The sequence below is a fragment of the Sphingobacterium nematocida genome (assembly GCF_900168125.1).
GTDB lineage: Bacteria > Bacteroidota > Bacteroidia > Sphingobacteriales > Sphingobacteriaceae > Sphingobacterium > Sphingobacterium nematocida.
In genome coordinates this window covers 30395-50698 of record NZ_FUZF01000009.1, presented here as the reverse complement: position 1 = coordinate 50698, position 20304 = coordinate 30395, and the positions used below count along the sequence as shown (strand labels likewise).

Below are 20304 nucleotides of genomic sequence, written 5' to 3'. Positions count from 1 at the left end.
GTTTTCAGTTTATTTTACTTTTAATCTTTTGATACTGATTCTAATTTCCTTAACAGCTGGAGTATTCGTTACAGCATTGATAAATACAAGTGCTCGATACGTGCCATCTGCTGTCTCTACCCAAGCTCCATATTCGGCCCTAAGATCGGTTATGAAATTGGGTGCAGTGGAAAAATCTTTGGTCTTAAGATCGATATCATCAACATAAACCCCATATTGCAATCTTGCTAGTTGTTGATCACGTACTGTAAATGCCTTAATTAGTTTTGTATTATTACTGACACCGGTTGGCAAAGTTACACCAGGTAAATACATCGGGTCAGTAGCGGGAGCTACTAATGCATGTCCAAAACTGGCGGGCGTAGCACGGTACAGGTACACCAAATCAACTTTGCTCGGACTAGCTGCTGCTTCCGCTGCTGTATACAGTTTCAAATCAGCAATCGAAATGTATGCAGCGCTCGGATCTTTGGCCACCAAGTCCAATACCATATCCATGCTACTGATCTCGTAAGGGCCGGCATCATACGTCACTACTTGGCCGTTACTCGATTTTGCCGAAAACTTAAACGTTAATGACTTCCCTCTAGCTTCTTCCGGGATAACATAGTTATAGCGCAATGTCGCTGCCGATGTATCTTTAGTAAAGGTAACTTTCGTCAGCTTTCCATCTGTAGTTGATGGAGATCCAATTTCCACACTACCTCCGGTGTTAAATGATTTATTTTGAAGTACAGTCCCTGTGGCACCGCCTATAGAAGCCTCGACCGATGCTTCTACGATCTTACCTTCTGTTGGCAATTGCGCCATTGCATAAGCAAACTCGATTGCTCCACCTACAACATTAGGGCCCAGTGATCGTTTTATTAAATCATTGTGTAGTCCCGATTTAGCATCAGGTATTTCATAAGTTCCATCATCAGAACAAGATTGGAACCCCCATGCTAGCACCATTACGGCCAACCAGCTCGCGTGTTTAAAATATCTTTTCATAGCTACTACCTCTTATTTTTGAACAGTTAAGAACACTTTATACGTCTTCTTGATTTTTCTATTGCCAGATACCACAGTCCATTCTCTCGGCTTACTCAAATCTGAGAAATCTTCTTTTCCGACAATTTTGGGATCGAGTGCGGCATCCAATACCAATGAAAATTGCGGATAAAGATTCTTAAGATCCGTACCAAACTTAACTTCTACATTGATTGTTTGCGCCACGGTATCAATTACAGCCGCCTTTGTACGGACGGTTAAAAAATCAGATCCCAGCAATTCAAAAGCACTCACATAACATGAGGTATTCGTGGTGATAAGCATCCCATCCTCGTCAATGGGATAGTTGTCTTTGCAGGATGAAGAAATCAATCCCAGAAACAACCCTATATATATTAGCTTCAATTTCATATGTATATAACTATTTAAATGTACAGTCTAAGAATTACATCCAAGGTGTATTTTGTGATAAATTGCTATTTCTAGCACGTTCATCTTCCGGGATCTGGTAGATATAGCAGCGTTGGTATACGAGTTCAGACGCCTGGAAAAAGAACCTTTCCCATTGTACCCCATAACTGTCGTAAAACCATTTACCCTCACCATAAGGCTGACCAAAAACTGTTTCTAGTTTACGCCACCTTCTCAAATCAAATGCACGCTGTCCTTCACCAAATAGCTCTACAATACGTTCCTGCTCTATAGCATCAAAAAACACATTTTTATTAGCTGTTTTGGCGGCAGATAAAGCTGGCAAGTTACCTCGTCTACGGACTTTATTTACCAATTCAATAGCATCAGCCTGAGGACCATTTACTTCATTTGTAGCTTCTGCATACATTAAATACACGTCTGCTAATCGCATCAAAGGCCAGTTATAATTACCTTCATTTCTAGCTAAACCAGCATAGTTACGTACAAACTTGCGGGACTGTAAACCAGAAAGATTAGTACCGTTATCAGCAAAGGCTGGATAAGTTACGCCATCTACAACAATATTGCCTGTCCAAGTTTTATATCTAAAAACTAGATAACCAGTTTCTGCTGTAGGACTCATGCCCATTATTTTTTCATAATCCCACAATAGGGTTGCTTTCATACGATAGTCCCGATTACGATACGACTCAGGGTTTAAAGACGAATTGGGTCTTGTCCGTGCATCCGCTACGGTTCCAGGATTCAACTGTGTCATTTTAGGTAAAAAATCACCTGTAATAGTCGATTGATATCTGTCTGCAAGCTCCCAACGTGGTATAGCCTGGTTCTGGGACAGAGCCACCCCTGGGCCAGTCCATACCCGTACATACTCCTCCGCTTGGCCTTTTGCTGCAATATCACCATGTGTAAGCACCATTAACATTTCCCCGCCCAAATAAGGGTTCGCAGTCGATACATTTCCTGTCGATGGGATAAACATGTAAAAGTAATTAGGCAAGATATCTGCCTTTCCCATTTCTCCCCACTGCCCTGGATCACCATTTCTAAACAAAGCCATTTTAGGATTCGTAATAATACTCTTAAAATCTGCTGCAGCCGCCGCGTATGATGCTTGTGCCTCCGATGCAGACTGCGTGAATCCTTCTAACTCCGGCCAACCATTCTTTTTCCAAGAGGCCCAATACAACTGCATCTTACCACGGAATGCATAAGCTGCAGGTCTTCCAGCTCTTCCTACTTCAACAGGATCTTCTGGTAAATGATCGACAGCATACGTAAAATCTGCCATTATGGAGTCTTTAATCTGTGTAATCGGCATCCGAGAGATGGTATCGGCGTCAATTGGAGCAGGAGAACCTTTCCACATATAAGGAACATCGCCCCATAATGAAATCAATCTAAAGTAAGCTATTCCCCTTAGTAATTTAGCTTCGCCAATAACAGTTTCTATTGTCGCTTTTGCTTGTGGTGTTGTAGCTTTAGGGAGCAATCTATCTCTTGCATTTTCAATAATATAGTTAGAGTTTGCTATACTGCCATACAATGCACGATATAATGCAGACGCACCGTTACCATAACTGCTTGGGTTATTGACCGTCATCGAAATCGGAGCTGCTCCTACATTCCACATTTTTAAAAAATCACCATGACCATCGAAATGATAATCCCGTTCAAAACAAGGTCGGAATGCAGCATAATTACCAATGAGAGCCAATCTCGCATCTTCAGGCCTCGTCCAAAATGTATTCGTACTCGGATCCGCTTCCGAATATTGGTCCAGTAAGTTTTTCCTGCAGCTTGTCATAAGCAAGGGCAATCCTAATAACAGAAAAGACAATGCTTTTATATATTGTATATTTTTCATAAATAAAGTCTATAAATCAATATTTAAACCAAATACAAAGCTCTTTGTGATGGGATAAGCATCATTCGCGTAAGAGCTTTTTTCCGGATCCAACCCGGTAAATTTGGTGAATACAGCAAGATTATCTGCTGATCCAAATACTCGTACGTTTCCAACTCCGATTCTATTAAGTACATTTTGCTTAAAAGTATACCCCAACTGTAGGTTCTTAACGCGTAGATAAGACAAATTCTGAAGCCAAAACGTACTCAAATAGGCGTTACCCGGCGCACCAGCTCCATTGATCATCAGTCGTGGATAATCTGCATCTCTGTTATCCAGATTCCAGGTGTTATCCATCTGATCTGTAGTTATCGCTTGGTTATTCCTTCCAATATAATTGCTGTTTGATCTAGCCATCCAAAACTCTTTCCGCCCAGTAGCTCCTTGTAATATAAAAGAAAAATCGAAGTTTTTCCAAGCTAGACTACCATTAAAGCCAAAGTTGGTTTTAGGTCTACTCAATTGATATTCCGGATATGCTACTCGGTCAGTCGCATCAATTCGACCATCACCATTTACATCTTTTAATAGAATATCCCCCGGCGCAGCACCTTGTGGGGCAGCTTTGTACACATCTTCCCATGTCTGCGCAATTCCCAATGATTCAAACGCATATACGAAATTAAATGGCATATCAATAAACGCTGGCCCACGCTGTAATTTCTCATTCCAAGACAGCAATTTATTTTTATTATAACCTACATTAAAATTGGCCGTATATTTCAAATCTCCAAACCTATCGTTCCAGGTTATATTTGCTTCAACACCCCTATTTACCATATCACCTATATTTCGTCTTGGCGCTGGAGTGTAAGCGCTTGACAAATGAATCGAAATATCGGAAGGTCTGTTCATTCCTATAGTCTTACGGTTGTAATACTCCAACTCGGCCGTCAGCCTATTGTTAAAGAAAGCAAGGTCCATTCCGATGTTAAGTGCACTTGTTTTTTCCCAAGTTAGTTCATAGTTAATTAGCTTTTTATTGGTCAAACCTGTTACCACCGATTGATTCCAGTAATAATAAGTCTTTGTCAGATTTTCTTGTTGTTCATAGAATCCTACGCCGCTATTATTTCCAAGAGCTCCATATGATGCACGAAGTTTTAATAAATCCAACCCAATGGCAGGTTTAATATTTTGAAAGAAGCTTTCATCCGAAATCTTCCAACCTACCGAACCCGACGGAAAAAATCCATACCGATTTTCAGGCAAAAAGCGAGAAGAACCATCTACCCGAAAACTTCCTTCAAATAAATACTTTCCAAAAGCCACATAATTCATCCGTCCAATGTAAGAGCGTAAGCCTTCCGTACTGGTAGAGCCACCAACCGTTTGGAATTCATCCTGTGCCCCCGCATCAATGTCGGTTAGGTCCGGATGTATTCGTTGACGTCTTGTACCTGATAAAATCCTGTTATTCCAATATTCTTCACTGTACACACCCAATACCGAAAAATCATGATCCTCACCAAATTTGGTGTCATAACTTAGCCTAAAGTTCAATTGCGTCTTATAGTTTTCTCTATTGATATTGGATATGCCTTCATTATCTGCGACTAGAATTTTATTGAACGAATTCGTTTGAAAATTATACAATGTAGTAGGTAGATCAGCTTTCCATTGAAAGCGTGTATCATAATTTAATATATACTCCGCTTTTGCCAAAAAGCCTTTAAATGGTCGCCAACCAACAAAGCCATTCATTAAAGCCTGTTTTTGGTTCATATTATTCTGGTTTCTACGCATATAATCGGCATAGATATTATTCGTCAACGAAGTTTCACCTGCTGCCATAGCGCCACCGTAATAGCCTGTAACCGGATCATAAGGCAAAACTCCTGCCGTCGAAGCAAACAAATCCACGCCACTTGGTCCATCAGCAGTCATACCATTTTCATAATTATATTGATATTTCGACCAGTTTCCCGAAAAACGCAAGCCAACATCTATATTGTTACCAACACCCGTCTCAAAATTCAGTGCTGTATTATAACGTTTAAAATCATTTCGAATCTGAATTCCCTTCTCATCTAATACACCTGCCGATAAATAGTATTTATTTTTTTCTCCCCCACCAGTGATGGACACATTATAATTGCTACTTTGCCCGTCCCTTAGAACAACATCCCACCAGTTTGTACTAGGGTACAATTTAGGGTCTATCAGACTTAAAGCTAGCCACTCATCTATAGTACCATTTTTATAATTGAAATTTGAGGATAAAGTATTAAAATTTTCCGCTCTTTGGGTTGCATCCATAGCTTTTGCATAGTTCGTCACAAAATCAAATGACTGCGTAGGCTTGGTCAATTGCCAATTTCCGGAAGCCGATATTTTAGCTTTAGTTCCGAGCTTTCCAGATTTTGTGGTAATTAACACAACTCCATTTGCCGCGCGGGATCCATACACTGCTGCCGAAGAGGCGTCTTTTAACACGGTAACACTCTCAATATCGTTAACATTAAGACGGTTCATATTTACATCGGGCATTCCATCTACCACGATCAAAGGGCCGGCACTATTAACGGTGCCCAACCCCCGGATTAATAAATCTGCAGCATTATTACCAGCCATCCCCGAATTTTGGCTAACAGCCAGGCCTGGTATTGCTCCCTGCAGTGCTTGTGAAATATTAGACAGGCCTCTACTAGTAGTCTTCTCATCGAATTTTACGCTGGACACCGCACCGGTAATATTTGATTTACGTTGCGTACCATAGCCCACGACCACTACTTCTTCCAGTTCGCTTTCACTAGCCTCCAGCACCACCGCCTGCACATTTGTGCCGTCCAGCACTTTGCTCTTGAAGCCGATTGAACTAAATTGAATCTTGTCCGAAGCAGATCCGCTCAAGCGAAACTTGCCCTCGGCATCCGTGACAGTAACTAGGGAGCTTTTAAGGTTCTTGACCTCAACTCCTTGTACCGGTCTGCCCGACTCATCCAATACCTGCCCGACTAGCTGTTGTTGAAAATTGGTTAAAGATCCTGACGAATTCAGGACGGAAGATAAAGAGGTGTTATCCTTGTGGATCGCTGACCTCGTGCTGGCTAGAGCACTTAATGTAATAAATGGAACCGCCAATAGCAGGTAATTCCTATTTACAACATCCCTGATTTTAAACTGCTTTAGTTTCATCGATACTCAGGTTAAAATGATTAAAATTAACGATTTATAATTCTTAAGTTACATTGGCTCACGCCAAAAAATCAAAACAAACACGCGGGATAATCCTTGGTTGTCATTTTGATTGATATCATAATGAATACAATTATATGTATATTATGTATACAATCAAATGTTTTTTTTAACTTTTTACAATTCATAACGTCAAGCTACAAAGCATAGAATAAGTAAAACCGCACCGAAAGCTTGTTAAAGGGCATTTTGTAAAATTGGCTTTTTATTAAAAACAAATATTGTATACAATTTATACTATTTTTTGTATATTTATTTCAAATACATTAGCTTTGAATCAACCAAAATGTATTAAAGCATTGTAGCCGTTTAAACCACATGATAAAGAATAGATACACCCTATTACTAGCAGCAATAGCCTTTCTCTCCGCCTGTGGCGGCAATAAAGAGAAAGAGACTCCCGTTATTAGTGCAGTACAGGTCGGAAACACCCTTCTTTCCTTAACCCAAGAAGCTTCCGATCTACATGTGCCCTGGGATCTTCAATACGACCGACTAAACGACGCAATCCTATTTTCCGAAATCGGCGGGAATATTAAACGTCTTGATATCAAAAGCAAAAAGGTCACACTGGTCGACAGCCTCACCGATGTATACCATCAACGTACACTAGGACTATTAGGTATGGCTCTTTACCAGCCAGAAGGACAGCAGGCCTATCTTTACCTCTCCTACACCAGTAAGAAAGACAGTTCCATCTATTCCAATTTATATCGGTACAATTACAGCAAGGAAGGTCAGATCTCTACGCCCAAACTATTGCTTCAGATTCCGGGGAATACCGGGCACAACGGCTCCCGAATTATCGTCTCTACCGATCAGAAGGTTTATTGGGCTACCGGCGATGCCGCCATCGATACCTATGCACAGGATAGTACCGGCTTAAACGGAAAAATTTTACGGCTCAACCTAGATGGAAGCCTCCCCAAAGACAATCCTATCTCAGGAAGCTACGTCTATGCCTGGGGATTCCGTAATATGCAAGGGCTCACACACAATGAAAAGGGAACAATATACACCTCCGAGCATGGCGATGCGATCGAAGATGAAGTCAATCTAATTCTACCGTTAAAAAATTACGGTTGGCCCCAGATAGAAGGCAAAATAGATACCGAGTCCGAAAAAACTATTGCCCAACTTTCTCCACGAGAAGAGCCCATCCGTTCCTGGACCCCTGTCATTGCACCTTCAGGCATGGCATACTACGGTTCGGACGTAATCCCCGATTGGAAGAATAGCCTACTTTTAGCTACACTCAAGAACCAATCTTTACGCATTCTCAAGCTGTCTAACGATGGATTACGGATTATTGACGAACAGGTCTTATTTGCCGACCAACTTGGGCGTCTACGTTCCGTACTCACATTGCCTAATGGCGATATCTACTTCTGTTCCAGCAATCGCGACTGGAATCCCCAAAAAGGTTTTCCAAAGCCACAGGACGACATCATTTATCGCCTGCGCAAAAGCGATAAAGCCGTAGGCACCCCTATTAAGCCGCAAAACGTAACAAAAGCTCCCGTGGAGGTCAAGAACGGGCAGCAGCTATACGAAGCCTACTGTGCTTCCTGTCACAAAAGCGATGGTAAGGGACTGGATAATACCTTTCCTCCTCTAGCCCAGTCTACACTGGTCAATGGCGACGAGACAGCACTGCTAAAAGTTCTGTTACAGGGCATGCAACAGACCGCTATCAATGGCGTAAAGTACGAAGGCGCCATGCCTGCTTTCCATTTCCTTAAAGACGAAGAAATCATTGCCATCGGCAATTATATCCGCAGCAATTTTGGCAATAAAGCCACGCTAATTAAAACAAATAACCTGAAACCCTTACGCTAACCGCCATGGAGCAACAACACAATACAAGCAAAAATTCCCTAGCCAAGAGATGGCTGTCTATCCTTGGTCCCGGCATCATTACAGCAGCTCTAGTATTCGGACCGAGTAAAATGACCATTACTTCCAAAATGGGTGCAGATTACGGTTTTGCGCTTACTTGGATCATCGTTGTAGCTATTTCCTTCATGATGGTATTTACCAATATGGGTGCCCGCATAGGCATAGCGCGCGACGAGTCCCTGCTGACCTTAATACGCAATAAGTTTGGCAAACCTACCTCTATTATTATCGGTCTGGGCATATTTCTGGTAGCCACCTCTTTCCAATCCGGCAATGCTACGGGAGTCTCCCTCTCCGTGTCCGAGGCAACAGGCAGTGATCCCAAAATGTGGATCGTTGTGTTTAATGTCATTGGTATTCTGCTCCTATTTTTCAAATCCTTTTATGTGCTGTTAGAAAAATTGATGCTTGCGCTCATTATCATTATGCTATTTGCGTTCCTTTCCACTGCCGTAATGATACAACCGGCCTGGGCCGATCTAGCGGCAGGTTTTATACCTAGCATCCCGCCAGGATCCATTGGACTCGTTATTGCATTTACCGCTTCCTGCTTTTCGATCGTAGGGGCCTTTTACCAAAGCTACCTCGTACAGTCCCGTAAGAAACTTTCGGCTAATACAGAAACTGCCCAGCGACAGATCTTAGGAAGCCGTGTAGGCATATTTATCCTGGGTATTATGAGCGCTGCCGTTATGGTATGTGCGGCCAATACCCTGCATCCCCAAGGTGTCAAACTCAATTCTGCTGCAGAGATGGGCAAAGCTTTGGAACCTCTATTGGGTAGTTATGCCTCGCATCTATTCTACATCGGTCTCTTTGGTGCTTCCTTCTCCTCCCTCATCGGCAATGCTGTATTGGGCGGTTCGTTATTGGGAGACACCTTCGGTTATGGCAATAACCTGAACCATCCTATGGTCAAGTTATTTATTTCTCTGGTCATGATATTTGGATCCGCCATTGCGCTGATTTTCAACGGACTCCCACTCGAGCTTATCGTATTTGCACAGAGTATCACGATATTTCTAGTCCCAATCATAGGTGTCGTCATGTTTCTAATCGCCAACGATAAAGGGCTTATGGGCGATCAATCGAACAAACCATTGACCAAAATATGGGCTATCCTCGGTCTACTGATCCTGATCACCTTAGCATTCAGCAACCTATACAATCTATTACTAAAATAAACACACAAGAGATGGATAATAAATTACAACAACTCGAAGACGAAATACTCGCTCCCTCGGCAGCGCTGATTGCTGATATCAAACAGATCAAAGGTGATATCATGCTTCTAGGTATTGGTGGCAAGATGGGACCTAGCATGGCTAAGGCCGCGATTAGAGCTATAAAAGCAGCCGGAGTTGATAAAAAAGTATACGGGGTATCCCGATTCTCCACGACCGAGCTACGCGAAGAACTTGAAAACATGGGCGTCCATACCATCGCCTGCGATCTTCTTAACGAAGACGAGTTAAAAGAACTGCCACAGGTTGAGAATATAATTTACCTCGCAGGACATAAATTTGGTACGACGGGCAATGAAGATTTCACTTGGGCGATGAATACCTATCTTCCGGGGATGGTAGCTTCTCACTTCCAGAACTCCAACATTGTCGCCTTCTCTTCGGGCAATGTACTTCCCTTTGTACCGATCAGTGATGCCGGTGTTTCGGAAGAGACCAGTCCCGAACCCATAGGCGAGTATGCGCAATCCTGCTTAGGCCGTGAGCGTATTTTCGAATACTTCTCCAAAAAGAATGGTACCCCCACACTGATCTACCGCCTCAACTATGCCGTTGATTTCCGCTATGGCGTATTGGTCGAGATCGCTAAAAATGTAAAAGCCCAACAACCCATAGACCTCACCTCCGAGAATGTCAACGTTATCTGGCAGGGCGATGCGAACGAGATTGCCTTACGCGCCTTACTTCATTGCCAGTCACCGGCCAAAATGCTGAACGTGACAGGACCAGAGATCTTATCCACACGTTGGATTGCCGAGCGCTTTGGCGAGCATTTTGGTACCCAACCGTTATTCACCGGACAATCGGCGGGCACTGCCCTGTTGAATAATGCCTCCGAGTGTCACCGTTTATTTGGATACCCCCGCACCACGATACGCGAAGCCATAGCGATTACGGCCAAATGGATGACTGAAGGTGGCGAACTATGGAGCAAAGACACACATTTTCAAGAAAGGAAAGGAAAATTCTAATGAAAGAACTAAAAGAACAACTCAGACAGCACCTCTGGCAAGGCACCGTTATTCCTGCCCATCCCCTTGCTTTGCACGAGGACCGAAGTATAGACGAATATCACCAACGTTTACTCACCCGCTATTATATGGCCAGCGGCGCAGGAGGTATAGCTGTAGCCGTACATTCCACACAGTTTGAGATTCGTGATCCACAGATCAACCTGTTTGAGACTGTACTCAAATGGGCCAGCGAAGAGATTGACAAGGCCAATCTGGATCGGCCATTCGTTCGTATCGCCGGTATATGCGGACCTACCGAACAAGCGGTACAAGAGGCGCATACGGCTCTAAAATACAACTATGATATTGGCCTGTTAAGCATGGGAGGTTTGCAGGGTTGGACCGAAGAGGCTATCCTAGATCGGGTACGTGCAGTCGCACAAGTAATCCCTGTATTTGGATTTTACCTACAGCCTTCCGTCGGTGGGCGCATCTTCAGCTATGATTTTTGGTGCAAATTTGTAGCCATCGAGAATGTTGTAGCCATCAAATGTGCTTCCTTCAACCGATACCAGACCTTAGATGTGATGCGTGCACTTGCTAATTCGGGACGTCACGACCAGATAGCCATGTATACCGGCAACGATGACAACATCGTCAATGACCTCATGACCACCTATCAGTTTCCTGTGGCGGGCAAAACAATCCATATAGACTTCAAAGGTGGACTATTGGGCCATTGGGCCGTATGGACACAAAAAGCGGTCAGGCTCTTAGAAGAAATAAAGTCTTATAAAACAGAGCCATCTACTACCAGTGCAGACTATCTACTGAGCAAAGCCATTGCCGTAACAGACAGTAATGCCGCTTTTTTCGATCCAGCTCATAACTTCCACGGTTGCATCCCTGGAATACACCAGGTGCTACACCGCCAGGGATTGATGAAAGGTATCTGGTGCCTCAATCCGAACGAAACCCTGTCGCCTGGTCAAAAAGAAGAAATTGAACGGGTATATCGCGATTATCCAGACCTGAATGACGATGATTTTGTTCGCTCATTTTTAGCATAAAAACTTTAGGCCGTGGTATCATCCACGGCCTATGTTATCTTAGCTATCTATGGTACAAAAAGGGTATAAATAGCACTAAATAATTATTTTCGAGCAAATTCGATCATTGTCGAGAGTTCGTTCACAGCTTTCTCTTCATCAGCCGAAAACCCGGAGGTGACAAAACGTATCTGTCCTTTTGGATCAATAACCACTTTTGTAGGTATGCCACTTACGCCATAAGCCTTTGCTACCGCCGATTCTGTTGTTTCAGGGTTTCGTAGATCCATCAATACTTCAAAACTATAGTTGTTATCAACTATATATTTTTTAGCACCAACAGTAGCATCACCGCTTCCCTTCTCCCAGGTGTGCAAAAACAAAAACTTAACCCCTTGATCTTCTTTGTATTTGTTTACAGCCTTCTGCATAGCAGGGAATGACGCCTTACATGGTCCACACCAAGTAGCCCAAAAATCAAGGACAACGACTTTTCCTCTTAGATCAGCTAGATTAACAGTGTGACCATCCACATCTTTCAGCTCAAAAGTAGGCGCCTCTTTTGATATTGCTTTATTTAAAACCTCTTTAAGTGCCAAGGCATCCCTTTCTGCATTTACGGCTTTTTCAAACTCTAGGTATCCCATTTCCGAGCCGTTCTTAGCTATGTAGGCGTTCTTTAGATTTTCTTTGACCACCGACGAGGCCGTCCCCGATCTTATAGCCTTTTCTATAAACGGGAAAGCTTCTTTGTAGCGCTTGGTTGTAATTAAAGCATTAGTATAAGCACTTTCTGCCAAAGTGATTGCATTAGCATTTTCACCATCTTTAACCTCATTGTACAAGGCTAGTGATTGCTTATATGCTTCTTCCGGATTGCTTCCTCGTGTTAGCGCTCCCAAATACGAAGTCATTGCGCCATAATAATTACCTTGTGCTCGCGCCAAAAGATTATAGCGCGGATGTGATGGCGTATTTATTTCATCCATAGACTCTTTTGCATAATCGACTGCCATTTTTAAATACTTAACGGCAGCATCAGGGTTTTTAGCTATCAGACCAGTAGCAACCTGACCATATAGCGTTCTCTTGTCTATTTTGTTTCCTCTACCATCGCTTAGCGACTCAGCATAGCTATCAATATACTCTTTCATTTTGGCATCATTTCCAGCCGCCGCATATTCCGAAGCCATCATACTACCTATCATATAATAGCTTTGGTTCGGAAACTCAGCTCTCAACTTTTGAAAAGCCCGATCCCTTTCTTCCAGACCTGTCAATTCCTGAAAGGCTGCGAGTCTTTGTTGAAATGCCAGATTTCCCTGCGGAAACTGCTTTATTGATTTCTTGTTTAAGGCTTCGGCTTTTTCCTCCTCGCCTTTGCTTTTGTAATATTCAATAGCTAAAAAATGATCATCCTCAGATTTGCTATTGCTCAATATTGAAAGTCTGTTTTTTAGCTCTTTCTGATCTTCTATTGTAGATAATGCAGACAGTTTACCTTTAAAGCTTTCGACTCGCACCGCACCTTGTTGGGCTTTAGCTAAGAGCAGAGATGCAGCTAAACCTATCGTAAGTATTGTTGTTTTCATGATGTTTGTATTTTATAGTCTATGAAGGATTTCTATAGCTAATATTTGTTATCGTACCAAAGCCCGTATATATTTTATCAGCTCTGTTAGTATCGACGTTACCAAATTCGTCGAGATAAACATAAATTACCCGGCCCTGGCCGCCATTATTGACGGCTACAGCTAGTACATGATCGGCATCATCACCATCCCTCAGCATTTGCATATCCACGATGTCTCCAGGCTCTTTCAGTGTATAGATTTGCTCCACAGAGCCGTTCGCACCAGAGATTTTATAGATTTTATTCTTAGAGCTATAGTACCCCCTCGCCGAGTTAGTTGCTCCCGCAAAGGCAGTCATTTGACCTATTTCTTGTGCATTGGATAACGCATAAAACTCACCTTTACCTAAGCCCGTATAGAACTTGAACAAATACACATAGTAGGCATTTGCATCATCCTTCATTAATCCAATGAAGTCGTAAGCTCCAAATGCGCCACCGATCGTGTAGTCTGCCGCGACCATTGTTTTACCAACAGCATCCAGCTTATACATTCCGGCTTGAGAGGTTGGATACGTTAATTCCCGGGTGTTGTACGCGGTAGAAACAAAGCGCTTATTTTTGTTATCGTAGAAATAAGCATACAGAAAATTATCTCTAAACACGTATGGAAACAAGTCATAATCGCCCTCAAAGCGGTCCGAAAATTTACCGAAGTCAGTAGCACCAGCAAAACCAGGCCCATTCGCGGCATATAAATTGCCTTCACTTACAAGATACTGGTCTAGGTTGTAGTAGTTTGTTCCATAACCTGGTTTAGATTGAAAACGCTTTTGATCGTAAAAATATTCGTTGTTGTCCGAGATCTGTAGCATTGTTTCGGGATCGAAAACCCGTAAGCCGTCCTCTGCGAAGTATAACAACTGCTTAAAACCACGCCCGAATATGTCAAGAATCACCCCCGATTTTACATAGGTTAATTTACTCGTGTAGGAAGTCTGGTTAATATCCTCCAATGGCTGAAAGAATACCTTGTCATCCGTAGTTCGGATGAACGACATCTGTCCCTTATTTCCTACGTTATTGCCTACTAACCAACCTTGAGGAAAAGCACCTGTAACATCTAATGAATATAAAGGACTAATCGCTTTAATTCCTGTAGATACATCCTTCACAGAGAATACAAAGCTATAAGTCTTTCCCGCAGGAAAATTTACACCAACATCCAGATCTTTGTCCGTAGATAGAATATTTTCTGCGCCATCATCAAACAGTTTCCATTCGTATTGGTATTCCTTTCCCTGCTCTAGTCCATTTATATCCGGTATTATTTTTAAGTTTTCCTTTTGTGCAACAGTGAATGAATTTGCGGGCAGCGCCGCAATGCTCAATTCAGGAATAGGCTTGTAAGTAGTTAGTTCATTTTCTTTACAGCCCCAGAGGCCTAAGGCCAATAATAGAAATAGGGTACTAATTTTATTGCTCATAGTTTTAGATTAAAAGGTTACTCTTATCTCATTCTCATCGTACAATGGCCCGTTTTTAGCTTCATAAGCGGCTAATTCGGTACGTAAACGTAACCGCATGTTTAACCGCTCCGCAGTGGAAAGGCTTGCAAAATCAAAATCAGAACCATACACAGAGAACATAAATTGAAACTTTACAGCAGAAAACACGCCCACATATCTTTCCAATGAAGACCAATAAGTAGGTTTTGACAAGAAATCATTAAAATGAATGGTGTAATAACGCAGGCTATTCGTTTTCGCTAATTCTTCACCAGGTGCACCTTTCTCGAAATACTGATTTTCTTTAATAGCGATTTTAAGAGTTTTAGTTTGCGTTTTTAAACTTTCGTTTCTCAGTAGCACTACAGGATAGAGATCAGTGGTTTTACCGGCTTTGAATGTAAAGGCAGGTAGTTGAAAATCCACTCCCTCTGATGCCGTAGTACCTTCTACGGTCTGCATTTCTACGGTTCTATCTTCTTGTCTTACGCCACCCTGAGCACGTATTTTTATCCATACGGTATCTTTTACTACATCCTGAAGATAATAGGCAAACGAGAAGGATGTACTATCTGCTTCATATTGATCGACATATATGCTCATGGCGTCTTTGCCTTCAAACACCATGATCTCCTCCTGCTTGCACCCCAATAGAGCAAATAAGCAAACGCATATTATAATATATTTCTTCTTCATAACTAGTTATAATTGGGATTAAATTCCAATTCGTCCTGAGGAATTGGAAGAACATAAAACTTGGTATCAAACGATAGATTGCTAGGTGTGAATGGTATGCTTGTTTTATTCAACCTTTTATAATAGTAAAACAATTGTCCCTCAGCATACATTTCCTTTTGGTATTCTTTAGTAATCTCGTTCTGAATAAAATTTCTATCCAGATTTGCCGGATTTGAAGGTAGTGCTATAACAGTACGCCCCAGTCGTACCGTATTCAGCATGTCGAGTGCCTCTTGGGGCGAAGGTGCCGTCTCTGCAATAATATATCGCATTTCGCTCATACGTACCACAGGAACAGTTTGGTCTAATCGGAGACTATCTATCGTTGTCGTAGAAGTTTGCCAGAATTTAGACGGAAACTTAAAGCCTTGATTGTCCTCAAATAGATTCTTATAGCGTATATCATCCTGTCCCACAGTTGTATATTCGTATATTGATCTTAGATCTGCATCGGGTCTAGTCAGACGGTAGTCAATGCTGCCTCTAAAAGTGAAGTATTGATCTTCTGCCCAGGTTTTAATATCACGGTTTCGGATAGCGAAGATCAATTCCTGTCTAAACAATCTATCTTTAGTTCCAGCAGCAGCAGCTACCGCAGATTTTGTTACAAATGGAAACTTGCCCGAATCTATTACTTCTTTTGCAGCTTTATAAGCTTCAGCCGTCGCATCTTTATAGAGATAGGCTCTCGCCTGTACAGCTTTGACTGCGTAATAGTTCATCTTATAACGTCTATCCATGGTATTTGAAAGCACGGGATCCACCTGTTTTAGCAGATTTTCGGACGATTGGAGATCTCTAATAATGAAATCCAGAACCTCCTCTACCGTGGATGGGCTAACGGAATACTTATCTACATCGACTTTATAAGGTATGGATTTGCTTTTACTGCCTATGGTATACGACGGTGCAAAAAGACGGAGAACTTCAAAATGAAATAACCCGCGTAAGGCATAAGCCTCGCCCAAAATCTGCTTATAGGATTGTTCGGTCAGCACGGATCGATTAATTTCGGCATATTTTATAATATTATTAGCTCCGGAGATACCGTTGTATGCGGCTTTCCAGATTTGATTGGTGTATGTTACGACCTGATCAGAGCTGTAATCATAATTACGGGTAGGTACAAAGAGCGGTGCTGTTCCGTTACCCGAAGTATTGTAATTTTGCGCTAGTGCCGAGACGAAGCCCATCGTTAGGTTGTCGCCATACAGCGAGCGACTCGCTAGCGTCGAGTATACACCGGTCAAAGCTTGTCTAAAACCGATTTCAGAAGAAAACATTTCCTCCTCGGGAATACTAGATTTAGGTGCGACATCCAGGTACTTGTTACAGCCAGATAATGTCAGCATGGCGACCGATATATATAGAATAGATTTAAATTTACTTTTCATATTTTTCCTCCTTAATTTAAATACCCACTCGAATGGATAATGCGAAAGTTCTTGCAAATGGATTGCTTGTGCCCCTTTCAATTTCTATGGAACTAAATCGAACCAGATCATTGGTCAGTGCTGTGAGCTGGAAACTTCTTAAGCCCGCCCTCTTGACCCAATTTTGTCTATAAAAATTATAGCCAAATGATAACGTACTCAAAGTTAAATTGTTGTTGTCCTGAACAAACCTGGACGTAAGTCGAGTAGGAATCGTATTAAGCCCAATTCTTGTAAATTGACTAATATCTCCAGGGCCAGTCCACCCAAGATCATAGGCTCGTCTATCCACGTTGTTTGAAGGAATGACAGATTCCACCTTATTGATCAGCGTTTGATTATACAATTGACCGCCGAACTGGTAGTTGAATACGACACCTAGTTCAAATCCTTTATGATTTAAATTTGTTCCAAAATTGCCATTCCATTTAGGTATAGATACACCAAAAGCAACTTTATCCGAGGCATCCCAATCGTAAGTTCTTTCTCCATTTTTTGTTATAAAAATTTCGGATCCTGTTATCGGGTCTACACCGAGCGACCGTACAACATATATCGCGTCCATTGAATTGCCTTCCTGCAACAGGATATTAGGAACGGTCTGCGCTACATTATTTTCGTTGAGGCGATCATTAGATGCTTTGAGCGCATTTGATATTTCCTTAAGCACATTGCGATTGGTAAATCCATTTACAAACAGGGACCAAACTGTTCCTGTGTTTTTGTTCTCGATGACTTTATACCGTACTGCATACTCAAATCCTTTGTTTTCTACTTTACCCAGATTTTCGGAATAAGAAGAGAAACCCGTAGATGGTGCCAGCGTAATTTGGGTTATCGCGTCATTTGTCAAATCTCTATATGCATCCAGACGTATATCCAGACGTTCATTAAGCAACATGATATCCAACCCCAAGTTCAGTTTATAAACAGTTTGCCAACTCAGAAGCTTATTCCCAAGATTGCCTATGTTAGCTCCTAATTCATTATAATAGCCACTGCTTACCCCAAAATTATATCTTGTCTGTCCCGAATAGGCCGGTATATTTAACGATCCTGTGGTACCGTAGCTACCCCGAAGTTTTAAGCGGTTTACAAAGTCATTTTGCTGAAAGAATTTTTCGTTGTGAATGTTCCAACCTAAACCAGTTGACCAGAATGTTCCAAACCTCTTGTCAGTGCCATATTGTGATGAACCGTCGTATTTAACCGATAGATCAACCAAAAACCGATTGTCATAGCTATAGTTTCCACTGTATAATAGACCTACTCTTCTTACGGTACTTTCATCGCCAGTAGGTCTGCCATTTTGTTGGTACTGGTTGGCGAAAAGTAGGTTGTCCAAGCGGTCATAAGGAAACCCTTCTGCGACAATTTCGGTATACGCATTGGAACTGTTGGACATGTTAAAGGAAGCGGTTGAAAACCATTGATGCTTTGCCCGCTTGAAGTTGTAGTTTAAATTTGTGACACTTTCATAGGACGATGATTCATCATTTCGATCCGTATACGATCCTTTCCTATTGATGTCCGTAGTATTCTCAAAGCGGCTATCATCTGCCGAGTAAAACTGGTCCGTCCCTCCATTTTGTCTGGTTAATCCTAGATTAGATTCTATGTAAAGTGAAGGTGTTAGATTATATCTAATTTGAAAATTATTCGTGAATCCGATGTATTTGCTCTGATTTACGCTATGCAAAGTCGCGTTATACATCGGGTTTGTCGTACGGTAAGACTGACCGATAAAGGTATAGTTTTCTAAGTACCTTTGAACGTTACCGTCTACATCATATGGAGTCCAGTACGGATTCATATTTAGGTAAGTACTGAAATTTCCGTAGGGCGATTCGTTGGCTATATTCTGATATACTCTGATGGAGTTTTTAAATTGTAGCTTATTAACTAAATATGTTAAGTCGAATTGCCCCGAATAGTTTTTGCGGTCTTGTCCCTTCATCACTCCCTGCTGGAGATCGCTCGCGGCAAGTATTCCGTACCTAATATGCTCATCTCCGCCCTGCAAATTTACGGACGTACGGTTATTGTAACCTATTTGAGTTGGTATTTTTTTCCAATCGGTATCGATTCCGCGTTGTGTATTCTTATATCGTTCATTATATAGATTATCCAATCTATATTTTGTCTGATCAAAGTCAGAGTTATAGACGCCTACACGTTGTTCAAAATCCAGCTTTTCTACTGCATTTAGATAATTGTATACGGATAAATCAGGGGTGGATAAACGAAAGTCATTATTTAAGGTTACTTGTATCTTACCCGGCTTTGGAGCGATAGTGTTTACAACCATTACACCATTAGCACCGCGCGATCCATAAATTGCTGTTGCAGACGCATCTTTCAAAATAGTGATAGAAGCGATCATATTCATGTCGAGATCCACGATCCGTTGCAGTCCCACTTCAAATCCATCCAAAATAAATAGCGGTTGATTCGGATTTGACGCTAGCTCCCCTCCCAAATTAGGTAATGAGTTCTGCCCTCTTAATTGTATATCTGGCAGCTGGTTTATATTACCACCTAGTACGTCATTTGGAAGTATTCGGAAGGAAGGTTCAATAGCAGAAATACCTGCAAAAATATTATTAGTGGATATCTTCTTCAGTTCTTCTCCAGAGATAGTTCTTGCTGCGCCAGTGAAATTCTCGGCCTTACGTTCGAATATCCCCGTTACCACCACTTCATCAATATCCTCTGTAGATTCTTCCAGCGCTATTTCATATTTTACAGATGCTGTGATAGGCACAAGCTCTGTTTTATATCCCATAAAGTTGACTTCCAACTGTTGGGCATACTCGGGTATATTTAATAGGAAATTGCCTCGAGCATCTGTTTTTGTACTTATCTTCTTTTCTTTAATAGATATGGTCGCTCCCGCTATAGGTTGCTTGTTTGTGGCAGACAATACCTGTCCCTGCACAATCTTATCCTGTGCTTTGTCCTCGTCAATAAGGACGATGGTTTTATTTTTGATAATATAAATAACCCCGGCATTGGCATTGAAATAATTGCTTAGCACAGCCTGCATAGGTGCGTCCTTAAACTTGGGGCTTACCTTTCGGTTGAAGTCAAGTTTGGACGACGTAAATACGAAATCGTATCCCGTCTGTTTTCGGATTTCGGACAATAATTCATTCAGCGTGATGTCCTTTGCTTCCATTGTTACTCTAGCAGTCTGTCCATATACGATCTGGATAGAAGAACAGCTCAAGAGTATACTTAGTATACAGCATTTGCCTGCATTCTTAAAAACTTTATTCATCAATTTTTGGTTAGTTAAATTGGCAACAGAATGAAGAGTTCTATTGCATTGTTAGTACTGTTTAAAATATTTTGACTGGTTACCTCGGTAAA

At 41.8% G+C, this 20304-nt stretch carries 13 protein-coding genes; 4 read left to right on the top strand and 9 right to left on the bottom strand.

Annotated elements, in window-relative coordinates; genetic code table 11:
- Window positions 1-9 precede the first annotated feature (9 nt).
- From B5X76_RS10895 to B5X76_RS10880, 4 genes are read right to left on the bottom strand one after another with little or no spacing between them, the layout of a single operon-like run.
- Window positions 10-993 carry a DUF4466 family protein gene (locus tag B5X76_RS10895; protein ID WP_079643149.1) on the bottom strand — a complete coding sequence of 328 codons (984 nt, stop codon included), beginning with the start codon at window positions 991-993 and terminating at the stop codon, window positions 10-12.
- 12 nt (window positions 994-1005) lie between these two features.
- Window positions 1006-1404: a hypothetical protein gene (locus B5X76_RS10890; RefSeq protein WP_139375279.1), complete on the bottom strand. Its 399-nt coding sequence runs from the start codon at window positions 1402-1404 to the stop codon at window positions 1006-1008.
- 34 nt (window positions 1405-1438) lie between these two features.
- Complete coding sequence (locus B5X76_RS10885) at window positions 1439-3295, bottom strand: RagB/SusD family nutrient uptake outer membrane protein (RefSeq protein ID WP_139375278.1); 1857 nt, start codon at window positions 3293-3295, stop codon at window positions 1439-1441.
- A gap of 9 nt (window positions 3296-3304) precedes the next feature.
- The gene (locus tag B5X76_RS10880; RefSeq protein ID WP_079643148.1) at window positions 3305-6475 is read right to left on the bottom strand and encodes a SusC/RagA family TonB-linked outer membrane protein; all 3171 of its coding nucleotides are present in this window, start codon (window positions 6473-6475) and stop codon (window positions 3305-3307) included.
- Window positions 6476-6853: 378 nt separating this feature from the next.
- On the opposite strand from B5X76_RS10880, the gene B5X76_RS10875 reads away from it, so the two are divergent.
- Genes B5X76_RS10875 through B5X76_RS10860 form a run of 4 tightly spaced genes read left to right on the top strand, consistent with a single transcriptional unit; the run spans window position 6854 to window position 11701 of the window.
- Entirely contained in the window at window positions 6854-8374 is a 1521-nt protein-coding gene (locus tag B5X76_RS10875; protein WP_079643147.1) for a PQQ-dependent sugar dehydrogenase, read from the top strand.
- A gap of 5 nt (window positions 8375-8379) precedes the next feature.
- A complete protein-coding gene (locus B5X76_RS10870; protein ID WP_079643146.1) occupies window positions 8380-9618 on the top strand; it encodes an Nramp family divalent metal transporter in 1239 nt (412 codons plus the stop codon).
- A gap of 11 nt (window positions 9619-9629) precedes the next feature.
- On the top strand, window positions 9630-10649 hold the full coding sequence (locus tag B5X76_RS10865) for an NAD-dependent epimerase/dehydratase family protein (protein WP_079643145.1): 1020 nt from the start codon (window positions 9630-9632) through the stop codon (window positions 10647-10649).
- Window positions 10649-11701, top strand: a complete 1053-nt coding sequence (locus B5X76_RS10860; RefSeq protein ID WP_079643144.1) for a dihydrodipicolinate synthase family protein — start codon at window positions 10649-10651, stop codon at window positions 11699-11701. The genes B5X76_RS10865 and B5X76_RS10860 overlap by 1 nt, the downstream gene beginning before the upstream one ends.
- Before the next feature lie 83 nt (window positions 11702-11784).
- Here the strand turns inward: B5X76_RS10860 and B5X76_RS10855 are convergent, their stop codons facing one another.
- Genes B5X76_RS10855 through B5X76_RS10835 form a run of 5 tightly spaced genes read right to left on the bottom strand, consistent with a single transcriptional unit; the run spans window position 11785 to window position 20212 of the window.
- Window positions 11785-13272 carry a redoxin domain-containing protein gene (locus tag B5X76_RS10855; protein WP_079643143.1) on the bottom strand — a complete coding sequence of 496 codons (1488 nt, stop codon included), beginning with the start codon at window positions 13270-13272 and terminating at the stop codon, window positions 11785-11787.
- Between the two features lie 19 nt (window positions 13273-13291).
- Window positions 13292-14740 carry a PKD-like family lipoprotein gene (locus B5X76_RS10850; protein WP_079643142.1) on the bottom strand — a complete coding sequence of 483 codons (1449 nt, stop codon included), beginning with the start codon at window positions 14738-14740 and terminating at the stop codon, window positions 13292-13294.
- A 9-nt stretch (window positions 14741-14749) separates the two neighbouring features.
- Window positions 14750-15457 (bottom strand): DUF4843 domain-containing protein, encoded by a 708-nt coding sequence (locus tag B5X76_RS10845; RefSeq protein WP_079643141.1) that lies wholly within the window; start codon window positions 15455-15457, stop codon window positions 14750-14752.
- A 2-nt stretch (window positions 15458-15459) separates the two neighbouring features.
- On the bottom strand, window positions 15460-16893 hold the full coding sequence (locus B5X76_RS10840; protein ID WP_079643140.1) for a RagB/SusD family nutrient uptake outer membrane protein: 1434 nt from the start codon (window positions 16891-16893) through the stop codon (window positions 15460-15462).
- Window positions 16894-16909: 16 nt separating this feature from the next.
- Entirely contained in the window at window positions 16910-20212 is a 3303-nt protein-coding gene (locus tag B5X76_RS10835; RefSeq protein WP_079643139.1) for a SusC/RagA family TonB-linked outer membrane protein, read from the bottom strand.
- Window positions 20213-20304: the final 92 nt, after the last annotated feature.

Coding starts and splice junctions, on each gene's coding strand:
- B5X76_RS10895 (WP_079643149.1), bottom strand. CDS start 993: ATGAAAAGATATTTTAAACACGCGAGCTGGTTGGCCGTAATGGTGCTA.
- B5X76_RS10890 (WP_139375279.1), bottom strand. CDS start 1,404: ATGAAATTGAAGCTAATATATATAGGGTTGTTTCTGGGATTGATTTCT.
- B5X76_RS10885 (WP_139375278.1), bottom strand. CDS start 3,295: ATGAAAAATATACAATATATAAAAGCATTGTCTTTTCTGTTATTAGGA.
- B5X76_RS10880 (WP_079643148.1), bottom strand. CDS start 6,475: ATGAAACTAAAGCAGTTTAAAATCAGGGATGTTGTAAATAGGAATTAC.
- B5X76_RS10875 (WP_079643147.1), top strand. CDS start 6,854: ATGATAAAGAATAGATACACCCTATTACTAGCAGCAATAGCCTTTCTC.
- B5X76_RS10870 (WP_079643146.1), top strand. CDS start 8,380: ATGGAGCAACAACACAATACAAGCAAAAATTCCCTAGCCAAGAGATGG.
- B5X76_RS10865 (WP_079643145.1), top strand. CDS start 9,630: ATGGATAATAAATTACAACAACTCGAAGACGAAATACTCGCTCCCTCG.
- B5X76_RS10860 (WP_079643144.1), top strand. CDS start 10,649: ATGAAAGAACTAAAAGAACAACTCAGACAGCACCTCTGGCAAGGCACC.
- B5X76_RS10855 (WP_079643143.1), bottom strand. CDS start 13,272: ATGAAAACAACAATACTTACGATAGGTTTAGCTGCATCTCTGCTCTTA.
- B5X76_RS10850 (WP_079643142.1), bottom strand. CDS start 14,740: ATGAGCAATAAAATTAGTACCCTATTTCTATTATTGGCCTTAGGCCTC.
- B5X76_RS10845 (WP_079643141.1), bottom strand. CDS start 15,457: ATGAAGAAGAAATATATTATAATATGCGTTTGCTTATTTGCTCTATTG.
- B5X76_RS10840 (WP_079643140.1), bottom strand. CDS start 16,893: ATGAAAAGTAAATTTAAATCTATTCTATATATATCGGTCGCCATGCTG.
- B5X76_RS10835 (WP_079643139.1), bottom strand. CDS start 20,212: ATGAATAAAGTTTTTAAGAATGCAGGCAAATGCTGTATACTAAGTATA.